The organism is Paenacidovorax caeni (genome assembly GCF_001298675.1).
In the GTDB taxonomy this organism is placed as follows: Bacteria; Pseudomonadota; Gammaproteobacteria; order Burkholderiales; family Burkholderiaceae_C; genus Paenacidovorax; species Paenacidovorax caeni.
Genome location: NZ_CYIG01000013.1, coordinates 65,240 through 85,430, shown reverse-complemented (window position 1 = coordinate 85,430; position 20,191 = coordinate 65,240). Strand labels below are relative to the sequence as shown.

16 protein-coding genes and 1 pseudogene are annotated in these 20,191 nt (G+C 70.5%); 10 read left to right on the top strand and 7 right to left on the bottom strand.

Going from position 1 to position 20,191, the window contains the following annotated elements; genetic code table 11:
• The 3 genes from BN2503_RS08035 to BN2503_RS08025 all read left to right on the top strand — a co-directional run.
• Positions 1-1,717 (top strand): ABC transporter permease (locus BN2503_RS08035; RefSeq protein WP_054256130.1); only part of this gene is annotated, 1,717 nt, incomplete at its 5' end.
• The gene (locus BN2503_RS08030) at positions 1,714-2,472 is read left to right on the top strand and encodes an ABC transporter ATP-binding protein (RefSeq protein WP_054256129.1); all 759 of its coding nucleotides are present in this window, start codon (positions 1,714-1,716) and stop codon (positions 2,470-2,472) included. The genes BN2503_RS08035 and BN2503_RS08030, both read left to right, overlap by 4 nt.
• The gene (locus tag BN2503_RS08025) at positions 2,469-3,248 is read left to right on the top strand and encodes an ABC transporter ATP-binding protein (protein ID WP_054256128.1); all 780 of its coding nucleotides are present in this window, start codon (positions 2,469-2,471) and stop codon (positions 3,246-3,248) included. Before BN2503_RS08030 ends, BN2503_RS08025 begins: the two co-directional genes overlap by 4 nt.
• Positions 3,249-3,417: 169 nt before the next feature.
• Here BN2503_RS08025 and BN2503_RS08020 read toward each other — a convergent pair.
• Both BN2503_RS08020 and BN2503_RS08015 read right to left on the bottom strand, forming a co-directional pair.
• Positions 3,418-5,147 (bottom strand): annotated as a pseudogene (locus BN2503_RS08020) (methyl-accepting chemotaxis protein).
• 52 nt (positions 5,148-5,199) lie between these two features.
• Positions 5,200-6,741 (bottom strand): YifB family Mg chelatase-like AAA ATPase, encoded by a 1,542-nt coding sequence (locus BN2503_RS08015; RefSeq protein WP_054256127.1) that lies wholly within the window; start codon positions 6,739-6,741, stop codon positions 5,200-5,202.
• A gap of 269 nt (positions 6,742-7,010) precedes the next feature.
• On the opposite strand from BN2503_RS08015, the gene BN2503_RS08010 reads away from it, so the two are divergent.
• From BN2503_RS08010 to BN2503_RS08000, 3 genes are read left to right on the top strand one after another with little or no spacing between them, the layout of a single operon-like run.
• Complete coding sequence (locus BN2503_RS08010; RefSeq protein WP_054256126.1) at positions 7,011-7,730, top strand: TorF family putative porin; 720 nt, start codon at positions 7,011-7,013, stop codon at positions 7,728-7,730.
• Positions 7,731-7,743: 13 nt separating this feature from the next.
• The gene (locus BN2503_RS08005) at positions 7,744-8,082 is read left to right on the top strand and encodes a P-II family nitrogen regulator (RefSeq protein WP_054256125.1); all 339 of its coding nucleotides are present in this window, start codon (positions 7,744-7,746) and stop codon (positions 8,080-8,082) included.
• A 40-nt stretch (positions 8,083-8,122) separates the two neighbouring features.
• The gene (locus tag BN2503_RS08000; RefSeq protein ID WP_054256124.1) at positions 8,123-9,556 is read left to right on the top strand and encodes an ammonium transporter; all 1,434 of its coding nucleotides are present in this window, start codon (positions 8,123-8,125) and stop codon (positions 9,554-9,556) included.
• A 138-nt stretch (positions 9,557-9,694) separates the two neighbouring features.
• Here BN2503_RS08000 and BN2503_RS07995 read toward each other — a convergent pair whose 3' ends face one another.
• Positions 9,695-10,819, bottom strand: coding sequence for a GGDEF domain-containing protein (locus BN2503_RS07995; RefSeq protein WP_074930210.1), 1,125 nt, complete (start codon positions 10,817-10,819; stop codon positions 9,695-9,697).
• Between the two features lie 221 nt (positions 10,820-11,040).
• Between BN2503_RS07995 and glcE the strand changes: the two genes are divergently transcribed.
• Genes glcE through glcF form a run of 3 tightly spaced genes read left to right on the top strand, consistent with a single transcriptional unit; the run spans position 11,041 to position 14,192 of the window.
• Positions 11,041-12,126, top strand: coding sequence for a glycolate oxidase subunit GlcE (glcE, locus tag BN2503_RS07990; protein WP_054256122.1), 1,086 nt, complete (start codon positions 11,041-11,043; stop codon positions 12,124-12,126).
• Between the two features lies 1 nt (position 12,127).
• Positions 12,128-12,940 carry a YoaK family protein gene (locus BN2503_RS07985; RefSeq protein ID WP_054256121.1) on the top strand — a complete coding sequence of 271 codons (813 nt, stop codon included), beginning with the start codon at positions 12,128-12,130 and terminating at the stop codon, positions 12,938-12,940.
• Between the two features lie 10 nt (positions 12,941-12,950).
• A complete protein-coding gene (gene glcF, locus BN2503_RS07980) occupies positions 12,951-14,192 on the top strand; it encodes a glycolate oxidase subunit GlcF (RefSeq protein ID WP_054256120.1) in 1,242 nt (413 codons plus the stop codon).
• 50 nt (positions 14,193-14,242) lie between these two features.
• Here the strand turns inward: glcF and BN2503_RS07975 are convergent, their stop codons facing one another.
• On the bottom strand, positions 14,243-16,744 hold the full coding sequence (locus BN2503_RS07975; protein WP_054256119.1) for a putative bifunctional diguanylate cyclase/phosphodiesterase: 2,502 nt from the start codon (positions 16,742-16,744) through the stop codon (positions 14,243-14,245).
• The gene (locus BN2503_RS07970; RefSeq protein ID WP_054256118.1) at positions 16,741-17,739 is read right to left on the bottom strand and encodes an ABC transporter substrate-binding protein; all 999 of its coding nucleotides are present in this window, start codon (positions 17,737-17,739) and stop codon (positions 16,741-16,743) included. Before BN2503_RS07970 ends, BN2503_RS07975 begins: the two co-directional genes overlap by 4 nt.
• 168 nt (positions 17,740-17,907) lie before the next feature.
• Between BN2503_RS07970 and BN2503_RS07965 the strand changes: the two genes are divergently transcribed.
• A complete protein-coding gene (locus BN2503_RS07965; protein WP_054256117.1) occupies positions 17,908-18,675 on the top strand; it encodes a ProQ/FinO family protein in 768 nt (255 codons plus the stop codon).
• A gap of 81 nt (positions 18,676-18,756) precedes the next feature.
• Here BN2503_RS07965 and BN2503_RS07960 read toward each other — a convergent pair whose 3' ends face one another.
• On the bottom strand, positions 18,757-19,242 hold the full coding sequence (locus tag BN2503_RS07960; protein WP_054256116.1) for a glutathione peroxidase: 486 nt from the start codon (positions 19,240-19,242) through the stop codon (positions 18,757-18,759).
• A 42-nt stretch (positions 19,243-19,284) separates the two neighbouring features.
• Complete coding sequence (locus BN2503_RS07955) at positions 19,285-20,157, bottom strand: DMT family transporter (protein WP_054256138.1); 873 nt, start codon at positions 20,155-20,157, stop codon at positions 19,285-19,287.
• Between the last annotated feature and the right edge of the window lie 34 nt (positions 20,158-20,191).

Sequence of the window (20,191 nt, the reverse complement as noted above, 5' to 3'; positions counted from 1 at the left end):
CTTCTGGCCGGCGCTGCTGCTGGCGCCGCTGGCCGTGGGCCTGCTGGGCGCGGCGGTGGAGGTGCTGCTGCTGCGCCGCATCTACCGCGCACCCGAACTGCTGCAGCTGCTGGCCACCTTCGCCTTGGTGCTGGTGATCAAGGACGCGGCGCTGTGGCTCTGGGGGCCGGAGGAGCTGTTCGGCCCGCGCGCGCCGGGCCTGGAGGGCGCGGTGGACCTGCTGGGCCGGCGCTTTCCGGCCTACGACCTGTTCCTCATCGCCGTGGGGCCGCTGGTGCTGGTGCTGCTCACGCTGCTGCTCACGCGCACGCGCTGGGGCACGCTGGTGCGCGCCGCCACGCAGGACCGTGAGATGGTCGGTGCGCTGGGTGTGAACCAGGCCTGGCTGTTCACCAGCGTGTTCGCGCTGGGGGCCCTGCTGGCAGGCCTGGGCGGCGCGCTGCAGCTGCCGCGCGAGCCTGCCAGCCTGGAGCTGGACATGCTCACCATCGGCGCCGCCTTCGTGGTGGTGGTGGTGGGCGGCATGGGCTCGCTGCCCGGCGCCTTCGTTGCGGCGCTGGTGATTGCCGAGCTCAAGGCCGTGTGCATCTGGCTGGGTGTGGTCGAGGTCGCTGGGGTGGAGGTGGCCTTTCCCCGGCTCACGCTGGTGGTGGAGTTCCTGGTGATGGCGGCCGTGCTCATCTGGCGGCCCTGGGGCCTCATGGGCCGCCCGCAGGCCGTGGCGCGCGGCGTGGGCGCGCCCGAGGCGCCGCTGCGCCGGGCGGGGCAGGGTGCCTCGGCCGCCTGGTGCGCGTTGGTGCTGGCCCTGGCGCTGCTGCCGCTGGCGGTGGAGCCGGGCAGCTACGCCACCGTGTTGCTGACCGACATCGCGATTGCCGCGCTGTTCGCCGCCAGCCTGCATTGCATCCTGGGGCCGGGCGGGCTGCATTCGTTTGGCCATGCGGCGTACTTCGGCATGGGCGCGTACGGCGCGGCGCTGCTGGTGCGTTGGCTGGACTGGCCCATGGGCACGGCGCTGCTGCTGGGGCCGCTGGTGGCGGCGGCGGGCGCGCTGGTGTACGGCTGGTTCTGCGTGCGCCTGTCGGGCGTGTCGCTCACCATGCTCACGCTGGCGTTCGCACAGATCACCTGGGCCATTGCCTACCAGTGGGACGGGTTCACCGGCGGCAGCAACGGCATCACCGGCGTATGGCCGCCGCAGTGGGCCGCGCAGGGCGCGGGCTTCTATTGGTTGGTGCTGGCGCTGGCCGTGGCGGGCATTTACCTGCTGCGGCGCATGCTGTTTGCGCCGTTGGGCTGGGCGCTGCGCGCGGCGCGCGACTCGGCGCTGCGGGCCGACGCCATTGGCATCGACGTGCGCGGCGTGCAGTGGGCCGCCTTTGTGGTGGCGGGGCTGCTGGCCGGTCTGGCGGGGGCGCTGTACGTGTTCTCCAAGGGCAGCGTGGCGCCCGATGCCCTGGGCGTGTCGCGCTCGGTGGACGGGCTGGTGATGGTGCTGCTGGGTGGCATGCAGCAGCTGGCCGGGCCGGTGGTGGGTGCGGGCGTGTTCACCTGGCTGCACGACACCGTGGCGCGCAGTACCGACTACTGGCGCGCGCTGCTGGGCGGCATCATGCTGCTGCTGGTGCTGCTGTTTCCTCAAGGAATTTCGGGGTTTGCGCAGATGTGGCAAGCGCGAGTAGCTATCAAAAACAAAGCGCAGGAGGGCGCGCCATGAGCCTGCTGCAGGTCCAGGGGCTGCGCAAGTCCTTCGGCGGCGTGCAGGCCGTGCAGGGCGTGTCGTTCGCACTGCAGGCCGGCGAGTTGCTGGCGCTGATCGGCCCCAACGGCGCGGGCAAGAGCACCACCTTCAACCTGGTGGGCGGGCAGATCCTGCCCGATGCGGGGCGCGTGCTGCTGCAGGGGCAGGACATCACCGGCCTGGCGCCGCGCGCCGTCTGGCGGCGCGGCGTGGGGCGCACCTTCCAGATCGCGCAGACTTTTGCCAGCTTCACCGTGCTGCAGAACGTGCAGATGGCGCTGCTGTCGCACGACCGGCACGCCTGGCGCTGGTGGCGTCGTGCCGACGCGCACCGCCCGCAGGATGCCCTGGCGCTGCTGGAGCAGGTGGGCATGGCTGCCCAGGCGCAGCGCCCGTGCAGCGCGCTGGCCTACGGCGACGTCAAGCGCGTGGAGCTGGCCATGGCGCTGGCGCACGCCCCGGCGCTGCTGCTGATGGACGAGCCCACCGCCGGCATGGCACCGGCCGAGCGCCTGGCGCTCATGCAGCTGGTGCAGCGCATCGCGCGCGAACGGCACATGGGCGTGCTGTTCACCGAGCACAGCATGGACGTGGTCTTCGGCCTGGCCGACCGCGTGGCCGTGCTGGTGCGCGGCCAGCTGCTGGCCGAGGGCACGCCGCAGCAGATCCAGGACGACGCGCGGGTGCAGGCCGCCTACCTGGGTACGGGGCTGGCGCTGGAGTCGGCATGACGAATCAAAACGATAGCGCCTTGCGCTTGTCCAGCAAGGCTTTGGCAGAAAAAACACCCTTGCTGGAGGTGACGGACCTGCACGCCTGGTACGGCGCGGCCCACATCCTGCACGGCGTATCGCTGAGCGTGGGGCCCGGCGAAGTGGTGGCCCTGATGGGGCGCAACGGCGCGGGCAAATCCACCACGCTCAAGGGCATTGCCGGCCTGCTGGAGCGGCGCAGCGGGCGCATCGAATTCCTGGGCCAGCGCATCGACCGGCAGCCGCCGCACGCCATCGCGCGGCGCGGCCTGGGCTACGTGCCCGAGGACCGGCGCATCTTCACCGACCTCACGGTGCTGGAGAACCTGGAGGTCGGCCGCCAGAAGCCCCGCCACTGGCCCGACGGCACGCCCGCGCCGCTGTGGACGCCCGAGCGGCTGTTCACGCTGTTTCCCAACCTGGGTGAAATGCCCGACCGCCCCGGCGGGCGCATGAGCGGCGGCGAGCAGCAGATGCTGACCGTGGCGCGCACCCTCATGGGCCAGCCGCTGCTGGTGCTGCTGGACGAGCCCTCGGAGGGCGTGGCGCCGGTCATCGTGCAGCAAATGGCGCGCACCATCCGCGCGCTGAAGGCCCAGGGCATCGGCATCTTGCTGAGCGAGCAGAACCTGCCCTTCGCCGAGGCCGTGGCCGACCGCGCCTGCGTGCTGGAGCAGGGTCGCATCGTGTACAGCGCTGGCATGGCGCAGCTGGCGGGCGACGCCGCGGCGCGGCGGCAGTACCTGGGCGTGTAGCGGCCCAGGGGGCACGGCGCTGGGCGCCGGGCCGGGCGTTCAGTCCGGCGCGGCTCGCGCGCCGCTATTTAACGGCATTTAGGGCGCCAGCCCTTGCTGAGTAAGCGCTGCAAGCTATCAATAACGCAGCAAATCGGGCGGGGTGAGCAGGCCCGCCAGCGCCGGGTGCTCAGAAGGTTTCCCAGGCGTCGTCGTCGCGGCGTGCGGTCGCCGGGGCCACCGTAGGCGCTGGTGTGGCCGCCGGGCGGGTGCCGCCAGGGGGCGCGCTGCGGCGGCGGCTGGGGGCTTGGCCGCTGCGGCCTTTGCGGCCGGTACCGGCCGGCGCATGGGCGCGGGCGCGGCGGCGGACGTGGCCTGCACGCCATCAATGCGGAACACGCTCACCGCCTGGGCCAGTTGGCCGGCCTGCGCCTTGAGCGAGCCTGTGGCCGCAGTGGCTTGCTCCACCAGCGCGGCGTTTTGCTGCGTGACCTGGTCCATCTGCGTGATGGCCTGGTGCACCTGCTCGATGCCCGCGCTCTGCTCCTGGCTGGCGGCGGTGATCTCGGCCACCAGGTCGCTCACGCGCTGCACGCTCTGCACGATGGCGTCCATGGTGCGGCCGGCTGCCTCGACCTGGTGCGAGCCTTCCGCCACCTTGGCGACCGAGTCGCCGATCAGGCCCTTGATGTCCTTGGCGGCGGCCGCGCTGCGCTGCGCCAGCGCGCGCACTTCGCCAGCCACCACGGCAAAGCCCCGGCCTTGCTCGCCTGCGCGCGCCGCCTCCACGGCCGCGTTCAGCGCCAGGATGTTGGTCTGGAAAGCGATCGAGTCGATCACGCCGATGATGTCGGCGATCTTGTGGCTGCTGGCGTTGATGGCGCCCATGGTCTGCACCACGCCGGCCACCACCTGGCCGCCCTGCGTGGCCGTTTGCGCCGCGGAAGAGGCCAGCTGGTTGGCCTGGCGTGCGTTCTCGGCGTTCTGGCGCACGGTGCTGGTCAGTTGCTCCATCGAGGCGGCGGTTTCCTGCAGCGAACTGGCCTGCTGCTCGGTGCGCGAAGACAGGTCCTGGTTGCCTGCGTCGAGCTGGCTGGACGCCGTGGCGATGCCGTCGGTGCCCGAGCGCACGCGCGCCACCACCTGCGACAGGCTGGCATTCATCTCCTGCAGCGCCTGCAGGAGCTGGCCGGTCTCGTCGTGCGTGTCGACCTGCACGCGGCTGGTCAGGTCGTTGGCGGCCACGGCGCGCGCCACCTGCACGGCCTGCGCCAGCGGCTGTGTGATGCCGCGCGTGAGCCACCAGGCGCAGAGCGTGCCCGCTGCGACACCGAGGACGCCCAGCACGATCAGCCAGAGCCGGCTTTGCACGTAGGTGGCGTTGATGCCTTGCGCCGTGGCGTCGATGCTGGCGCGCTGCATGTCCAGCAGCTGCTGGATCAGCGCCACGTATTTGTCCGTGGCGGGCAGGTACACCTGGGTGAGCAGGCGCTCGGCTTCTTCCGCCTGGCCCGCGGCCTTGGCCTTCACGGCCTGGTCGCGCGAGGACAGGTAGGTCACGCGCGCCTTCTGGATGTCGGCCCACAGGGCCTTTTCCTCGTCGCTGGTGAGCAATGCCTCGATGCGCTTTTGCAGCTCGGCCGACTCGCGCGTGGAAGTGGCCGTGTCCGCCGCGAAGAACTGGCCGAGCGACGGGTCCGTGCTCTTGACGATGGCCGAGGTGCGCCGCGCCGCGCTGTACACGTAGCGGTACCAGTCGCTGATCATGCGCTCCACCGCCAGAGGCTGTTGCGTCATGTCGTTGGTGGCCAGCGCCACCGTCTGCAGGCGCCATACGCCGAAGGCCGTCATCAGGGCCATCAGCAGCAGGACGAGGGCAAAGCCACCACCGAGGCGGGTACCGATGCTGAGGTTTTTCATAAGGGTTCCTGGAAGGAGTCAGACAAGAGGGGGAAAGGGGCGATGGCGGGCATCACGCTGGCGCATTGCGCAGTGCGCGCCGGTACTGCACGGCCTCGGCCACATGGGCTGCGCCCACGGTCTCGCTCCCTGACAGATCGGCGATGGTGCGGGCGACCTTGAGGGCGCGGTGCGTGCTGCGCGCCGACCACGCCAGGCGTGCCGCGGCCGCCTGCAGGAAGCGCGCGGCCGCGTCATCCAGGGCGGCCATGTGCTCCAGCTCCTGGCCTTGCAGCGCCTGGTTGGCCTTGCCCTGGCGCCGTTGCGCGCGCTCGTGCGCGCGGGCTACGCGTTCGCGCACGGCGCTGCTGGGCTCGCCGGGCGGGGTGCCCAGCAGTTCTTCGGGCGGCAGCGCGGGCACTTCCACATGCAGGTCGATGCGGTCCAGCAGCGGCCCGCTGAGCTTGCCCTGGTAGCGCGCGATCTGGTCGGGCGTGCAGCGGCAGGCGCGCTGGGAGGACCCCGCAAAGCCGCAGGGGCAGGGGTTCATGGCAGCCACGAGCTGGAAGCGTGCGGGGAACTCGGCGCGCTGCGCCGCGCGCGCGATGGTGATGCGCCCGCTCTCCAGCGGTTCGCGCAGGGCCTCCAGGGCGCTGCGGGCGAATTCAGGGAACTCGTCCAGAAACAAAACGCCTTCGTGTGCCAGCGAGATCTCGCCGGGCCGCGGGGGCGATCCCCCGCCGACCAGGGCCACGGCGCTGCAGCTGTGGTGCGGGCTGGCGGTGATGCGCCGCATCCACTGCGCCGGCGTAAAGCGCCCCGCCAAACTCGCGATGGCCGCACTCTCCAGCGCCTGCTCCACCTGCATGGGCGGCAGCAGCCCGGCAAAGCGCTGCGCCAGCATCGACTTGCCCGCACCGGGTGGCCCCACCAGCAGCAGCCCATGGCCGCCGGCGGCGGCGATTTCCAGCGCACGCCGGGCGGCGGCCTGGCCCTTCACGTCGGCCAGGTCGGGGCCTGTGGCCTCGGGCGCCGGCGGGGCGGGCTGCTGGGCTTGCCAGCCGCCATTCTCACCAGCGTCGGGCGGCGTGCTGCCTGGGGGCAGGAACTGGCGCACCACGTCCAGCAGGTGCGCGGCGCCGTAGATGGCTGTGCCAGGCACCAGCGCGGCCTCCTGCGCGCTTTGCGGTGGCAGCACCAGGCGGGCGCCTTCCTGCTGGCGGCGCAGCGCCAGGGCCGTGGCCAGCGCACCGCGCACGGGGCGCAACTGGCCGGACAGCGACAGCTCGCCCGCGAACTCCCAGCCCTCGAGCCGGGCCGCATCGATCTGCCCGCTGGCCGCAAGGATGCCGAGTGCGATCGGCAGATCGAAGCGGCCCGAGTCCTTGGGCAGGTCTGCAGGGGCGAGGTTGACGGTGATTTTCTTGTTCGACGGGAACTCCAGCCCGGCGTTGAGCAGCGCCGAGCGCACGCGCTCGCGTGCCTCCTTCACTTCGACCTCGGCCAGGCCGACCAGCGTGAAGCTGGGCAGGCCGTTGGCCAGGTGCACTTCGACGGTGACCGCGGGTGCGGCCAGTCCCAGCAAGGCACGGCTTTGCACCAAAGCGAGACTCATGAAGGCTTCTCCCTGTAGGGCTGCACCAAAGCGGTGCGTTGTCGGAGTGTAGGGCCAGGGCGGGGCCGTTCGTCATGGTGCGCCCTGGTGCCTCGCATTTTGCGCGGTGCACGGGCCCGGCGCCAATTGGTGCTTGCAGGAGTGCAAAAACGATAGCTGCCAGCGCTTTCTGCATAAGCCTTTAATGCCAAAAACGTGCTCCATTCAGCATGCTTGGCATGGTCTGTGCTGAAGAGCTTGCGCAACAAGTTTTTACTACAGGAGTGACCATGAACCACGTATCCCTCAAGGCCCTGGGCGTCGCCCTGGTGGCTGCCGCCCCGCTGCTGGCCAGCGCACAACTGAGCGCCAACGTCAGCCTCACGACGAACTACAAGTTTCGTGGGCAGGACCAGGACGCCAGCCGCACCAAGGCGGTCAAGCCTGCGCTGCAGGGCGGCTTTGACTACGCCTTCGGCGACTCGGGCTGGTACGTGGGCAACTGGAACTCCAGCGTCGACTGGCTCAGCGGCAATTCGCTGGAGGTGGATTTCTACGGCGGCTACAAATTCAAGGCCGGCGATTTCGACCTCGATCTGGGCGCGCTCACCTATGTCTACCCTGGCAACAGCACGGGCAACACCACCGAGCTGTACGGCGCGGCCACCTACGGCCCGTTCACGGCCAAGTATTCGCACACCGTGTCGGAGGATTACTTCGGCTGGGCTGGCACGGGCGCCAAGGGCCGCAACACGGGCTACCTGAACCTGGCCTTTGCCCACGAGGTGCTGCCCAAAACCACGCTGAAGGCGGCGGTGGGCTACACGCGATTTGCCAGCGGCATCCGCGACCAGGGCGTGCCCAACTACGTGGACTACAGCGTGGGCGTAGGCTACGACTTCGGCGACGGCGTGTCGCTGGGCGCGGCGGTGGCGGGTGCCACCAAGAAGGACTTCTTCGGTGACGGCAACAAGGCGCGCCTGATCGTCACCCTGAGCAAGACCCTGTAAGGAGGATCCCGTCATGAAAATGGTGACTGCCATCATCAAGCCCTTCAAGCTCGACGAAGTGCGCGAAGCGCTCTCCGACATCGGCGTGCAGGGCATCACGGTGACCGAGGTCAAGGGTTTCGGCCGCCAGAAGGGCCACACCGAGCTGTACCGTGGCGCCGAGTACGTGGTCGATTTCCTGCCGAAGGTGAAGGTCGAGGCCGCGGTGGACGACGCGCTGGTCGAGCGCGTCATCGAAGCCATCGAGGGCGCCGCGCGCACCGGCAAGATCGGCGACGGCAAGATTTTCGTCTCCGCGCTGGAGCAGGTCATCCGCATCCGCACCGGCGAAACCGGCCAGGACGCGCTGTGATCGCCGCCCATTCCAGAACGCTAGAACACGAGGATTTGCCATGAAAAAACTGCTTGCCTCCCTGTTGCTGGGGCTTGGGCTGATGGCTTCGGTGCCGCTGGCCCTGGCCCAGGCGCCTGAGTCCGCCGCCGCGCCCAGCGCCGTGGCCGCACCGGCCGAAACGGCCGCCCCCGCCCCTGCCGCAGCCCCCCTGCAGGCGGCCGATGCCGTGCCCGCCGAGGCGGCACCGGCTGCGGCGCCCGCGCCTAAGCTCGACTCGGGCGACACCGCCTGGATGCTCACCTCCACGCTGCTGGTCATTCTCATGACCATTCCTGGCCTGGCACTGTTCTACGGCGGCCTGGCGCGCTCCAAGAACATGCTGTCCGTGCTGGTGCAGGTGTTTGTGGTCTTCTCGCTCATCAGCGTGCTGTGGGCCCTGTTCGGCTACAGCTTCACGTTCGGCGGCGAGGGGCTGTTCATCGGTGGCGCCGACAAGCTGTTCCTCAAGGGCATTGCGCCAGACACGCTCTCAGCCGTGCTGCCGACGATTCCCGAGTACGTGTTCGTGGCCTTCCAGGGCACGTTCGCGGCCATCACCGTGGCGCTGATTGTGGGCGCGTTCGCCGAGCGCATCCGCTTCTCCGCTGTGCTGATCTTCTCGGTGCTGTGGTTCGCCTTCAGCTACATCCCCATGGCGCACATGGTGTGGGGCGGTGGCCTGCTGGGCAAGGATGGTGCACTCGACTTCGCGGGTGGCACCGTGGTGCACATCAACGCCGGTATCGCCGCCCTGGTCGGCGCGTACATGGTGGGCAAGCGCATCGGCTACGGCAAGGAAGCCATGACGCCGCACAGCCTGACGCTGACCATGGTGGGCGCATCGCTGCTGTGGGTGGGCTGGTTCGGCTTCAACGCCGGCTCCGCTGGCGCGGCCAACGGCGCCGCTGGCCTGGCCTTCATCAACACCGTGCTGGCCACGGCGGCGGCCACCCTGTCGTGGCTGGCGGGTGAGGTGCTGCACAAGGGCAAGGCCTCGATGCTGGGCGCAGCTTCCGGCGCAGTGGCGGGCCTGGTGGCCGTGACACCGGCTGCGGGCTTCGTCGGCCCGATGGGCGCCATCGTCATGGGCCTGGTCGTTGGCCCGCTGTGCCTGTGGGGCGTGAGCGGACTCAAGCGCATGCTGGGTGCCGATGATGCGTTCGACGTGTTTGGCGTGCATGGCGTGGGCGGCATCGTCGGCGCCATCCTGACGGGCGTGTTCGCCGCCCCCAGCCTGGGTGGCACCGGTGGCTTGACGCCCGACACCTTCGCCATGGGTGCGCAGGTCTGGGTGCAGGTCAAGAGCGTGCTGGTCACGGTGGTCTGGTCGGGCGTGGTGGCATTCATTGCCTACAAGGCGGCTGACCTGCTCGTGGGCCTGCGCGTCTCCGAAGAGGCCGAGCGCGAGGGCCTGGATATCTCCTCGCACGGCGAGACGGCCTACACCCGCTGACACGGTTGCTCCTCGGTTAACGCGCCGCGATGGTTTCCATCCCGGCGCGTTTTTTTATGGCCCCCGGGCCGCCCCCAGGCAATAACGCCCCCTCTGGGGGCAGCGGCCAGGCGCGTGGGGGCAAGCGTGGGGGCTCTTCTAGCCCGTGGAGCCTGGCCCCTGCGGCTGCTTGCACACCACGCGGTCGCGCCCTTGCTCCTTGGCCTGGTAAAGCGCCATGTCAGCCAGTCGCAGCGCATCCTCGATGCCTTCGCCGGGCTGGGGCTGCAGGTAGGCCAGCCCGATGCTGATGCTGACGCGCGGCGAGGCATCCGAGGCCGCATGTGGCAGATCCAGCGCCGCGACGCCGGCGCGCACCCGTTCCAGGAGCGCTTGCATGTCCTGCGCGCTCAGGTCGTACCACAGGCCCACGAACTCCTCGCCGCCATAGCGGGCCACGATGTCCAGCGGACGGCGTGCGTGCTGGCCCAGTACCTGGGCCACCTGGCGCAGCGTTTCGTCGCCCGCGGCGTGGCCGTAATGGTCGTTGTAGCGCTTGAAGTAATCGACATCCATCATCGCCACGCCCACCGCATGTTTTTCGCGCTGGGCCTGCCGCCAGGTGCTTGCGGCCCGGGCGCTGAAGGCGCGGCGGTTGAGCAGTCCGGTCAGGAAGTCCTTCTCCGCCATCTCCTGCAGCCGCCTTTGCGACAGGAAGTGCTGGCGCACGGCGTACTCCAGGAAGTAGCAGCCCGCAGTGCCGATGAGGTTGGCCGAGCCCACGAAGAAGGCGTTGTACAGCAGCACATGGCCAGGCGTGCCGGCAAGCATCTCCATGCCCAGGTAGGCTACGAACGTGACCCAGCCGCAGAGCATGGCCGGCATGAAGCGCAGGCCGGTGAGGAAGTAGACCGCGAAGATGACGAGGATGATGCCTTCGTAGGGCAAGGGAAAGGCGTGTGCGCGCGCCACCCCGATGATGCCGACCACCCCCAGCCCGCAAACCAGCGACGCCGCGCTGGCGGTCCACTGCAGCCAGGGGCGCAGCCGGGGCAGGTAGGTGGCGAATCCGGCCAGGGCCAGCGTGGGCATGATCAAGCCCAGGCGCAGCGCCAGCACCTGGGTGCGCACGGGCTCGGGCAGGCTGATGGCGTCAAGCAGTGCAAAAAGCAAGAACACCGCTGCCGCCACCAGCAGCGACCAGCGCATGCGCGCCAGGAACGCATCGGCGTGGTAGCGCCGGAACATGTGCTCCAGCCCATCGGCAAATCGCAGCTGCCGCATGCCGGGGGCTTGCTCGGGCGGGGTGTCGTCCACTGGTTTCCAGTCTCCAAGGGGTGGTCGTTTTGATGGCTGTCCGCGCTTGCCCCATCAGCGCTGCGGCGCATTATGGGAGGCCGCTGCGGCGGCCCGTACCCGGCTTGCCCCGGGGTTGACGTGGCGCAAGCTGTCGTGTCTGCCCCTCCTGGTCCTAGGTGCGCTGCGCAGGCGCTACGATCCTGCCCATGGATTCCGCCCTTGCACAGACCCAGGAGCGCGTGCGCGCTGCCCTTGCCGACCAAACCCCGCTGCGCGTGCGCGGTGGCGACACCAAGCATTTTCACGGCGCGCGCCCCCTGGCGGGGCAGCCGCTCGATACCCGCGCGCTCACCGGCATCGTGGCTTACGAGCCGAGCGAGCTGGTCGTCACGGCGCGCGCGGGCACGCCGTTGGCCGAGCTGGAGGCCCTGCTGGCCGCCCACGGCCAGTGCCTGCCTTTCGAGCCGCCGCATTACGTCAGCGGCGCCACTGTGGGGGGCATGGTGGCAGCGGGGCTGTCGGGCCCGGCGCGCGCCAGCGTGGGCGCCGTGCGCGACTACGTGCTGGGCGTGGAGCTCATCAATGGCCGGGCGGAGCTGCTGCGCTTCGGCGGCCAAGTTATGAAGAACGTGGCGGGCTACGACGTTTCGCGCCTTATGGCCGGCAGCTGGGGGCGGCTCGGGGTGCTGACCGAGGTCAGCCTCAAGGTCCTGCCCGTGGCGCCGGCCGAGGCCACGCTGCGCTTTGCCTGCACGCAGGCCGAGGCGCTGGCACGCCTGAACGCCTGGTGTGGCCAGCCGCTGCCGCTCAATGCCAGCTGCTGGGTCGAGGAGGGCGGGCAGGGCACGCTGTACCTGCGCCTGCGCGGCGCCCAGGCGGCGGTGCAGGCCGCCTGCCGCACCCTGGGCGGCGAGCGGCAGGACGGCACAGCCGCCGCCGACTGGCAGGCCTGCCGCGACCAGCGCCTGCCCTGGTTCGCGCAGCGCGCCCCGGGCCAGGCGCTGTGGCGCCTGTCGGTGCCCGATACCGCCGGCGTGCTGGCGCTGCCGGAGGGCGTGGGTGCGCCGCTGGTCGAGTGGCACGGCGCGCTGCGCTGGGTGCAGGCGCCGCCCGCGTACGGCCCGGCGCTGCATGCAGCGGCGGTTGCCATGGGGGGCAGTGCTATGCTTTTCAGAGCTTCTGGCGCTGATGAAAAGGGCGCTGGTGGCCATTTTGATCCGCAAGATCCTGCCGCTGCCGCCGTCCAGGCGCGGGTGCTTCAGGCGTTCGATCCGCACGGCATCTTCTGCTGATATGCGCCTGTTGCGCCATCTCATGGGCTCCCGCCGCACGGTGGCCAGCAACCGCACCCTGGGCCTGCTCCTGGCCTTCAACGCCGGGGCGGTGAATGCGGGGGGCTTTCTCGTGGTGCACATCTACACCTCGCACATGACGGGCATCGTCGCCATGCTGGCCGACAACTTCGTGCTCGGCAACATGAAGCTGGTGCTCGGCGCCCTGGGGGCGCTGTGGGCCTTCATGTCGGGCGCGGGTACCACCGCCATCATGGTCAACTGGGCGCGCCACCGGCGCCTGCGCAGCACCTACGCGCTGCCGCTGCTGGTCGAGGCCGTGCTGCTGCTTCTGTTCGGCCTGGTGGGCGCCATCACGCTGAGCTGGCCCACGCCGTTCGCCGTGCCGCTGGCCGTGCTGCTGCTGGCTTTCCTGATGGGGCTGCAGAACGCCGTGGTGGCCAAGATGTCGTCGGCGCAAATACGCACGACGCACGTGACCGGCACCGTCACCGACCTGGGCATCGAGATGGGCAAGGCGCTGTACTGGAACCGCAGCGGCGCCCCGCCCGAGCGCCAGGTGCATGCCAACCGCCAGCGCTTGGCGCTGCACGCCGGGCTGCTGGGCATGTTTCTGGCGGGCGGGCTGCTGGGCGCGGCTGGCTTCAAATACCTGGGCTTTATCTGCGTGGTGCCGCTGGCGCTGGCGCTGCTGCTGCTGGCGTTGCCGCCGCTGTGGTCCGACCGCCAGCACCTGCGCCTGGCCTGGCAGCAGTGGCGCCAGCGCCATGGTCGCAACGACATGCCGCCCCGCCTGCCCCCGCACTTGGACTGAGAACGACCCCATGCAAACCCAACTTGCCCCCGCCTACCGCGACACGCCCGAGGGCCAGGAGGCCGAAGCCATCCTGCGCAAATGCGTGCACTGCGGCTTCTGCACCGCCACTTGCCCCACCTACCAGCTCCTGGGCGACGAGCTGGACGGGCCGCGCGGCCGCATTTACCTCATCAAGCAGGTGCTGGAGGGCCAGGCGCCCACGCGCAAGACGCAGCTGCACCTGGACCGCTGCCTGACCTGCCGCAACTGCGAGAGCACCTGCCCCAGCGGCGTGCAGTACGGCCATCTGGTGGACATCGGCCGCAAGCTCGTGGATGCCCGGGTGCCGCGCCCGCTCGGCGAGCGCGCCGCGCGCTGGGCGCTGCAGGAGGGCATCAACTCCCCGTTGTTCGCTCCGGCCATGCGGCTGGGCCAGGCTGTACGCGGTGCTTTGCCCGATGCCGTGCGCGCCAAGGTGCCTGCGCAGCGCCCACGCCGCGCGCTGCCGCAGCGCGCGCACGCGCGCCGGGTGCTGCTGCTGGCCGGCTGCGTGCAGCCATCGATGGCGCCCCAGATCCACGACGCCACGCTGCGCGTGCTGGACGCTGCGGGCATAACCGGCGTGGTGGCGCCCGAGGCCGGGTGCTGCGGCGCGGTGCGCTTTCACCTGAACGACCAGGAGGGTGGGCTGGCGCAAATGCGCGCCAACATCGACGCCTGGTGGCCGCTGGTCGACGGCAGCGCGAAGGAGGGGGCGGTCGAGGCCCTTGTGATGAACGCCTCGGGCTGCGGTGCCACGGTCAAGGACTACGGCCACCTGTTGCGCCACGACGCCGCGTACGCCGCCAAGGCCGCACGCATCAGCGCGCTCACGCGCGACCTCTCGGAGCTGCTGCCCGCGCTGGTGCCCGCGCTGCGTGGCCGCCTGGCGAACCTGCCCCGTGGCCCCGTGGCCTACCACCCGCCGTGCACGCTGCAGCATGGCCAGAAGCTGCGCGGCGGTGTGGAGCAGCACCTGCGTGCGCTCGGCTTCGATGTGCAGCTACCGCAGGAGTCGCACCTGTGCTGTGGCTCGGCTGGCACCTACTCGGTGCTGCAGGCGCCGCTGTCGCAGCAGCTGCGCACGCGCAAGCTCGGCCACCTCGACGCACTTGCGCCCGTTGTGATCGCCAGCGCCAACGTCGGCTGCATCACGCACCTGCAGGGCGGCACGCCGGTGCCGGTGCGCCACTGGGTCGAACTGCTCGACGAGGCGCTGCAGGCCGTTTGAGTGCTATGTAAAAAGAAGCTGCTGGCGCTTTCCCCGTAAGGCTTAGAGCCCTATTTGGCTTGAATTTCCTGGGCCCAGGCGCACAGCGCGGCCTCGGGCAGCGGGCGGCTGAAGTAGTAGCCCTGGAAGATGTCGCAGCCGGCGTGCGCCAGGCGCGTGAGCTGGGTCTCGGTCTCCACCCCTTCGGCCAGCACGCGCAGGTCGAGCTGGTGCGCCATGGCCACGATGGCGTCGATCAGCACCGCCGGGCGCTTGCCGGGGCCCGACTGATCGGGTGCGTCGATGTCCATGACGAAAGAGCGGTCGATCTTCAGCGTGTCGATGGGCAGGCGCTTGAGGTAGGCCAGGCTGGAGTAGCCCGTGCCAAAGTCGTCCAGCGCGAAGCGCACGCCGTGGCGGCGCAGCAGCTCCATTTTTTCCAGCGTGGCCTCCAGGTCGTCGGCCACCACGCTTTCGGTCAATTCCAGCTCCAGCGACAGGGCGTCGATGCCGGTGCGCGCCAGCACGTCCTCGATGCGGGCGATGAAGTCCGGCTCGCGGAATTGGCGCGGGCTGACGTTCACGGCCATGGACAGGGTGCTGGCCCAGGGCTGCAGCGCGGGATCTCTCTGCCAGCGCTCCAGGCAGCTCGCGGCTTCTTCCAGCACCCAGTTGCCCAGCGGCACGATCAGGCCGCTGGCCTCGGCCTCGGCGATGAAGGCGCCGGGCGGTATCAGGCCGCGTGCCGGGTGCTGCCAGCGCACCAGTGCTTCCACGCCCAGGAGCTGGCCCTGCGCATCCACCTGCGGCTGGTAGTGCAGCAGCAGTTGCTGCTGCGCCGCGTCGCGCGGCGTCTGCAGCGCGCGGCGCAGGTCATTGCGCAGCCCCAGGCGGGCGCTGGCGGCCTCCTGCAGCGCGTGGGCGAAGAAGCGCACGCGGCTGTCGCCTGCCTGCTTGGCCAGGTGCATGGCGGTTTCTGCTTCGCGCAGCAGCTCGGGCGGATCGCGGCTGTCGTTGGGAATCATCACCAGGCCCGCGCCGGCGCTCAGGTGCAGCACCTGGTCGCTGACCTCGACCGGCTCGCCGATGGCCGCAATCAGCCGCTCGACGCTGCGCGCCGCCTGCGTGGAGGCCGCTTCCAGGCTGCCCTCCAGGTTCGTGAGCAGCAGCGCGAAGGTGTCGCCATCCACGCGCGCCAGCGTCTGGCCCTGCTCCAGGAGCGCGCTCAGGCGCCGTGCCATGGCGCGCAGCACCGCATCGCCCGCAGCCATGCCCAGGGAGTCATTCACCGCCTGGAAGGCGTTGAGGTTCAGCGCCGCCAGCGCGGCGCGGCGCGGGTGGCGCTCCACCTCGGCCAGCTCCTGCGCCACCTGCTCCAGCAGCAGGCGGCGGTTGCACAGGCCGGTGAGCGCGTCGAAGTGCGCGAGCTGGCGGATCTCGGCCTCGGCCGCCAGGCGTTCACGGATGTCGCGTACGGCCACGGCGCGCACCGTGCGCCCGTTCATGCTGCGCTGTTGCACGCTGCACTCGCAGGGAATCTGCGTGCCCTGCGCGTTCACCAGATCCACTTCCCAGATGCCCTGGATACCGCGCTCGGTGCGCTGGCGTGTGATTTCCAGCGCATGCGGGGCGACCCATGACAGCATGGTGCTGCCCACCAGCCCGCCCGGCGCCACGCCCATCAGCCGGTCGGCGGCGGCGTTGGCGTCAAGAATCTGCCCGTTCTCGTGCAGGATGATGGCCTCGAAGGCCGCATCCGAGAGCTGGCGGTAGCGTGCTTCGCTCTCGCCCAGCGCCTGCGTGCTGGCCTGCAGCTCTTGGGCCATGCGCGCCAGGGCGGTGCCCAGTTCCTCGAATTCGCCCCGCCCGCGCCATTGCGGCAGGGCCGAGAAGTCGCCCGCGCCGATGCGGGCCATGCCCGCGCGCAGGGCTGCCACGGGCCGCAGGATGCCCCATTGCGCCATCCCTATCAGCCCGAGCGCCGCCAGCGCCACCACGATGGCGAACACCAGGGCCTGCTGGCGCACCCGCGCCCAGGCCCGGGCGTCGATGGGCCGCAGGTCGTAGTCGATGGCGAGTACGCCCTGGCGGCTGGTGCGGATCTCCCCGGGGCGCAGTGCCAGGGCCACCGGCGCCATGGCAGAGAGCGTGTGTTGCTTTGTGTCCAGGCGCAGGGTCTCGCGCCGTGCCTGGCGCATCTGCGCAGCTTCCTCGGCGGAATAGCCGGGCAGCACGGCCGCCGCGTCTTGCCCGCGCCAGGCGAAGCGCGTGGCGGCCAGCACCACGCCGGCATCGTCGACCAGCGCGGCGTGCGTGATGGCGGGGTTCAGCCCCAGCTCGGACAGCGTGCCGTCGAGGCCGCTGCCGTCACCGCGCCGCAGCACGGCCTCCAGGCTGCGCTGGGTGCGCAACAACTCTTCGTGGGCCGTCTGGTCAGCGAAACGCTGCAGGGCCTGCGTGTGGTTGTGCTGCTCCAACCCGAGCAGGATCAGGAAGATCAGCGTGCTGGCCGCGACCAGCACCAGGGGCAGCCACAGCCGCAGGCGGAAGGCGCGCAGGGTGGGTTGCGTCATGGTTGCATCTCCCGCACGAAGCGAGCATCCACCAGGCCTGTGGTGTCAGGGATGCGCGCCAGCAGGCCGTGCTGGTGCATGGTCTGCGCCAACTGCTGCGCGGTGCGCACCAGGCCTGGGGATGCGCCGTCGAGCAGGGCCCGGTTGCCGGTGGCATTGGGCAGCACCATGCCGTTGAGCGCGGCGGCCATGTCGGCGCTGGCAACGCCGGGGCGCTGTGCCATGCGCGCCAGGGCATCGTCACGGTGCTCGGCCAGGTAGGCCAGGGCGCGCCGCTGGCCGTCGAGCAACTGGGCGATGCGCCGGGCGCAGCACTGCAGGGCCTCGTCGCGCGCCACCAGCACATCGACAATCTCGCCAGGCAGCGCGCGGCTGTCAAAGACCGTGACGCCGCCCTCGTTGAGCAGCGTCTGGCGTACAGGGTCGAAAGTCACCACCGCGTCCACGCGGCGGCCGTGCCAGGCGCTCAGGTGCTCGTCCAGCGGCAGCGGCACCACGCTGACATCGCTGGCCTGCATGCCGGCTTGCTCCAGTGCGGCCTGGAGCATGTAGGCCCCGACGGCGGTTTGCTCCACGCCGATGCGCTGCCCGCGCAAGTCCGCCAGGCGCCTGATGCCCGGGCGCGCGATGATGGCGTCGGCACCCGCCGAGACGTTCATCACCCAGATGATGCGCAGCGGCAAGCCCTCCTGTACCAGGGTCAGGGCTTCGTCGAGCGTCACGCCCGCGAGATCCAGCTTGCCCACGCGCAGCGCGTCCATGGCTTGCGTGGTCGAGCCCAGCTCTACCAGGCGCAGCGGCAACCTGTCGTGGTAGCCCAGGCTGCGTGCCAGGTACAGGGGTTCGTAGCCGATCCAGGTGTTTGTGCCCACCATGAGCGGCGGTGTGTAGTGCGGGCCGCAGCCCGCGAGCAGCCCCACGCACGCCAGCAGGGCGAGCTGCAGCAGGCGGAGGAAGCGGCTGCTTCGGGTTGAAGATGCGCGTGCACGTTCCATGGACGGGGCTTTCGGGAGTCTGGCTGCAACATTATGAGCAGTAGGGATTTTCAGGCCTGACCTTCGCGCGGAACTGACATGGGGCGGGCGCGCCGAAATCTGGGATGATGGCGGGCTTCCCTCCTTGCCGAGCCGTCAGGCCTTGCCGCCGGCTCCCTGCGATTTGCCATGACAACCGATTCTGCGCCCGCCACCCCCACTCCCGCTACCGCGCCCGCTGCGCAGGAGCCGGCCCTCCCTGGCCGCAACCGCCGTGGCGGCCAACGCCGCCGTTCGCAGCAGGCCAGCGCGCCCGGCGCTGCCGCTCCAGCGTCTGCCCTGGCCGCCGTCAAAGGCCCGCGCACGCATCCGCTGCTGGAGCAGCTGGCCGCCTGGTATCCGCGCCTGTTCGGCGCCGAGCCGTTGCCGCTCAAGCGCGGCATCTTCGAGGATCTGCTCGCCGCGCATCCCGAGGCACTGGAGCGTGACCAGCTCAAGCAGGCGCTGGCCCTGCATGCGCGCTCCACACGCTACCTGACGGTGGTTGCCGGCGGGCAGCAGCGCCATGATCTGCAAGGCGTGCCCGTGGAGGCGCTGGCACCGGAGCATGTGCACCATGCGCTGCTTGAGGTGTTCCGCCGCCGCCAGCAGCGCGTGCAGGAAGACCTGACGCCCAAGCTGCGCCAGCGCATCGTGAAGGCGTTCGAGGCGTCGGGCTTGACGCGCGAAGAGTACGCCGAGCGCGTGCGTGGCCGCGACGACAAGGCCAACGCCTTGCTCGACGAGGCGCTGGCCGAAGCTGCCGCCCGCGCGGCGCGCGACGAGGCGCTGCTGCGCGCCTTTGAGGCCAGTGGCCAGCCCGAGGCGGCCTTCGCCGACATGTACGGACTGCCCGTGCGCCAGGCGGCCGACACGCTGGCGCGTGCGCGCCAGCGCCGTGCAGCCGGCGGCGCCTGAGGTGGTGTAAGCCACGCCCGGCGTGGGGCCGGGCCAACCGGGACGCGGTAGGCGCAGTCCCGGGTGCGGCGCGGGCGCCGGTCAGCGGGCCAGCGCGGCCTCAATGTCGCTGGCGAGCTTTTGCGGCGCGTCCTGCGGTGCGTAGCGGCGGATCACCTGCCCATCGCGCCCGACGAGGAACTTGGTGAAATTCCATTTGATGGCCTTGCTGCCGAGCAGCCCCGGCGCTTCGGCCGTGAGCCAGCGGTACAGCGGCGTGGCCTCGGGGCCGTTCACGTCGATCTTGGCCATCATCGGAAAGCTCACGCCGTAGTTGCGCTGGCAGAAGCGGGCGATTTCCTCGTTCGAGCCCGGGTCCTGGCGGCCGAACTGGTTGCACGGAAAGCCCAGCACGGCCAGACCTTGGTCGGCGTACCGTTGGTGCAGTTCCTCCAGCCCCGCGAACTGTGGCGTGAAGCCGCAGGCGCTGGCGGTGTTGACGATGAGCAGCACCTTGCCGCGGTACTGCGACAGGGGCACGGGCGGGCCGCTCATGGGCTGGGCTTCGAAGTCGTACAGGGGGGTCATGGCATCGCGGCAGGAAGGGGCGCCCATGGTACGCCGGATGGCTCAACGGCGCAGCGCCGCCAGCAGCGAAGCCAGCATGATCAGTGCCCCGCCCGCCAGCGTGCGCGGCGCCAGGTCGGCCGAGGCCAGCAGCCACGACGACAGGCTGGCGAACAGCACTTCCGACTGCATCACCACCGACGTGGTGCTGGTGGGCAGGCGCGCCGCGCCGTACTGCAGCGCCCAGTTGCCGAACATGAGCACCACCGCCATCGCCAGCGCCACGCCGGCCCACAGCGGGTGCCATGCCGGGAACGCTGGCACCAGGCCCAGGGTGAGGCCTGCGGCCGCACTGGCCACGCCCATGGCCATGCAGCCGGTGAACATGGCGAGCATGCGCGCCGGGCCCGGCGCCTCGCGCAGGCGGCGCAGCTGCACGTTGGTCAGCGCGAAGGTGAAGCCCCCCAGCAGTGCCAGGGCATCGGCCAGGCCCAGCCCCGAGGCCAGGCGGCGTGCGCCGCCCTCGGCGGGCCACAGCACCAGCAGCACCCCGGCAAAGGCCAGTGCCAGCCGCAGCAGCGCGGTCGGCGTGGGGCGCTCGCCCAGCACGCGCCAGGCCAGCAGCACGGCCCAGGCGGGCATGAGGTAGAACAGCAGCACCACGCGCACCACGTCGCCCACGGTCACGGCCCAGTTGAAGGCCACGTTGGTCACGCCCGAGCACAGCGCCAGCAGCCACAGCCCGGGGTGGCGCAGCAACTGGCCCAGCGTGGCGGGGCGCAGTGCCAGCAGGCCGGCTGAGACCAGGCTGTACATCAGTGCCGTCGCCCACAGCGGGTGCAACCCCGCGCCGTGCATGGCGCGAAACGGCCACCACGACACCCCCCAGAAGAAGGCATTGCACAAGAGGGCGAGAATTGGCAGTAAATAAGGCATGAAAAATGCCACCAGCGCTTGCCAGGCAAGCGCT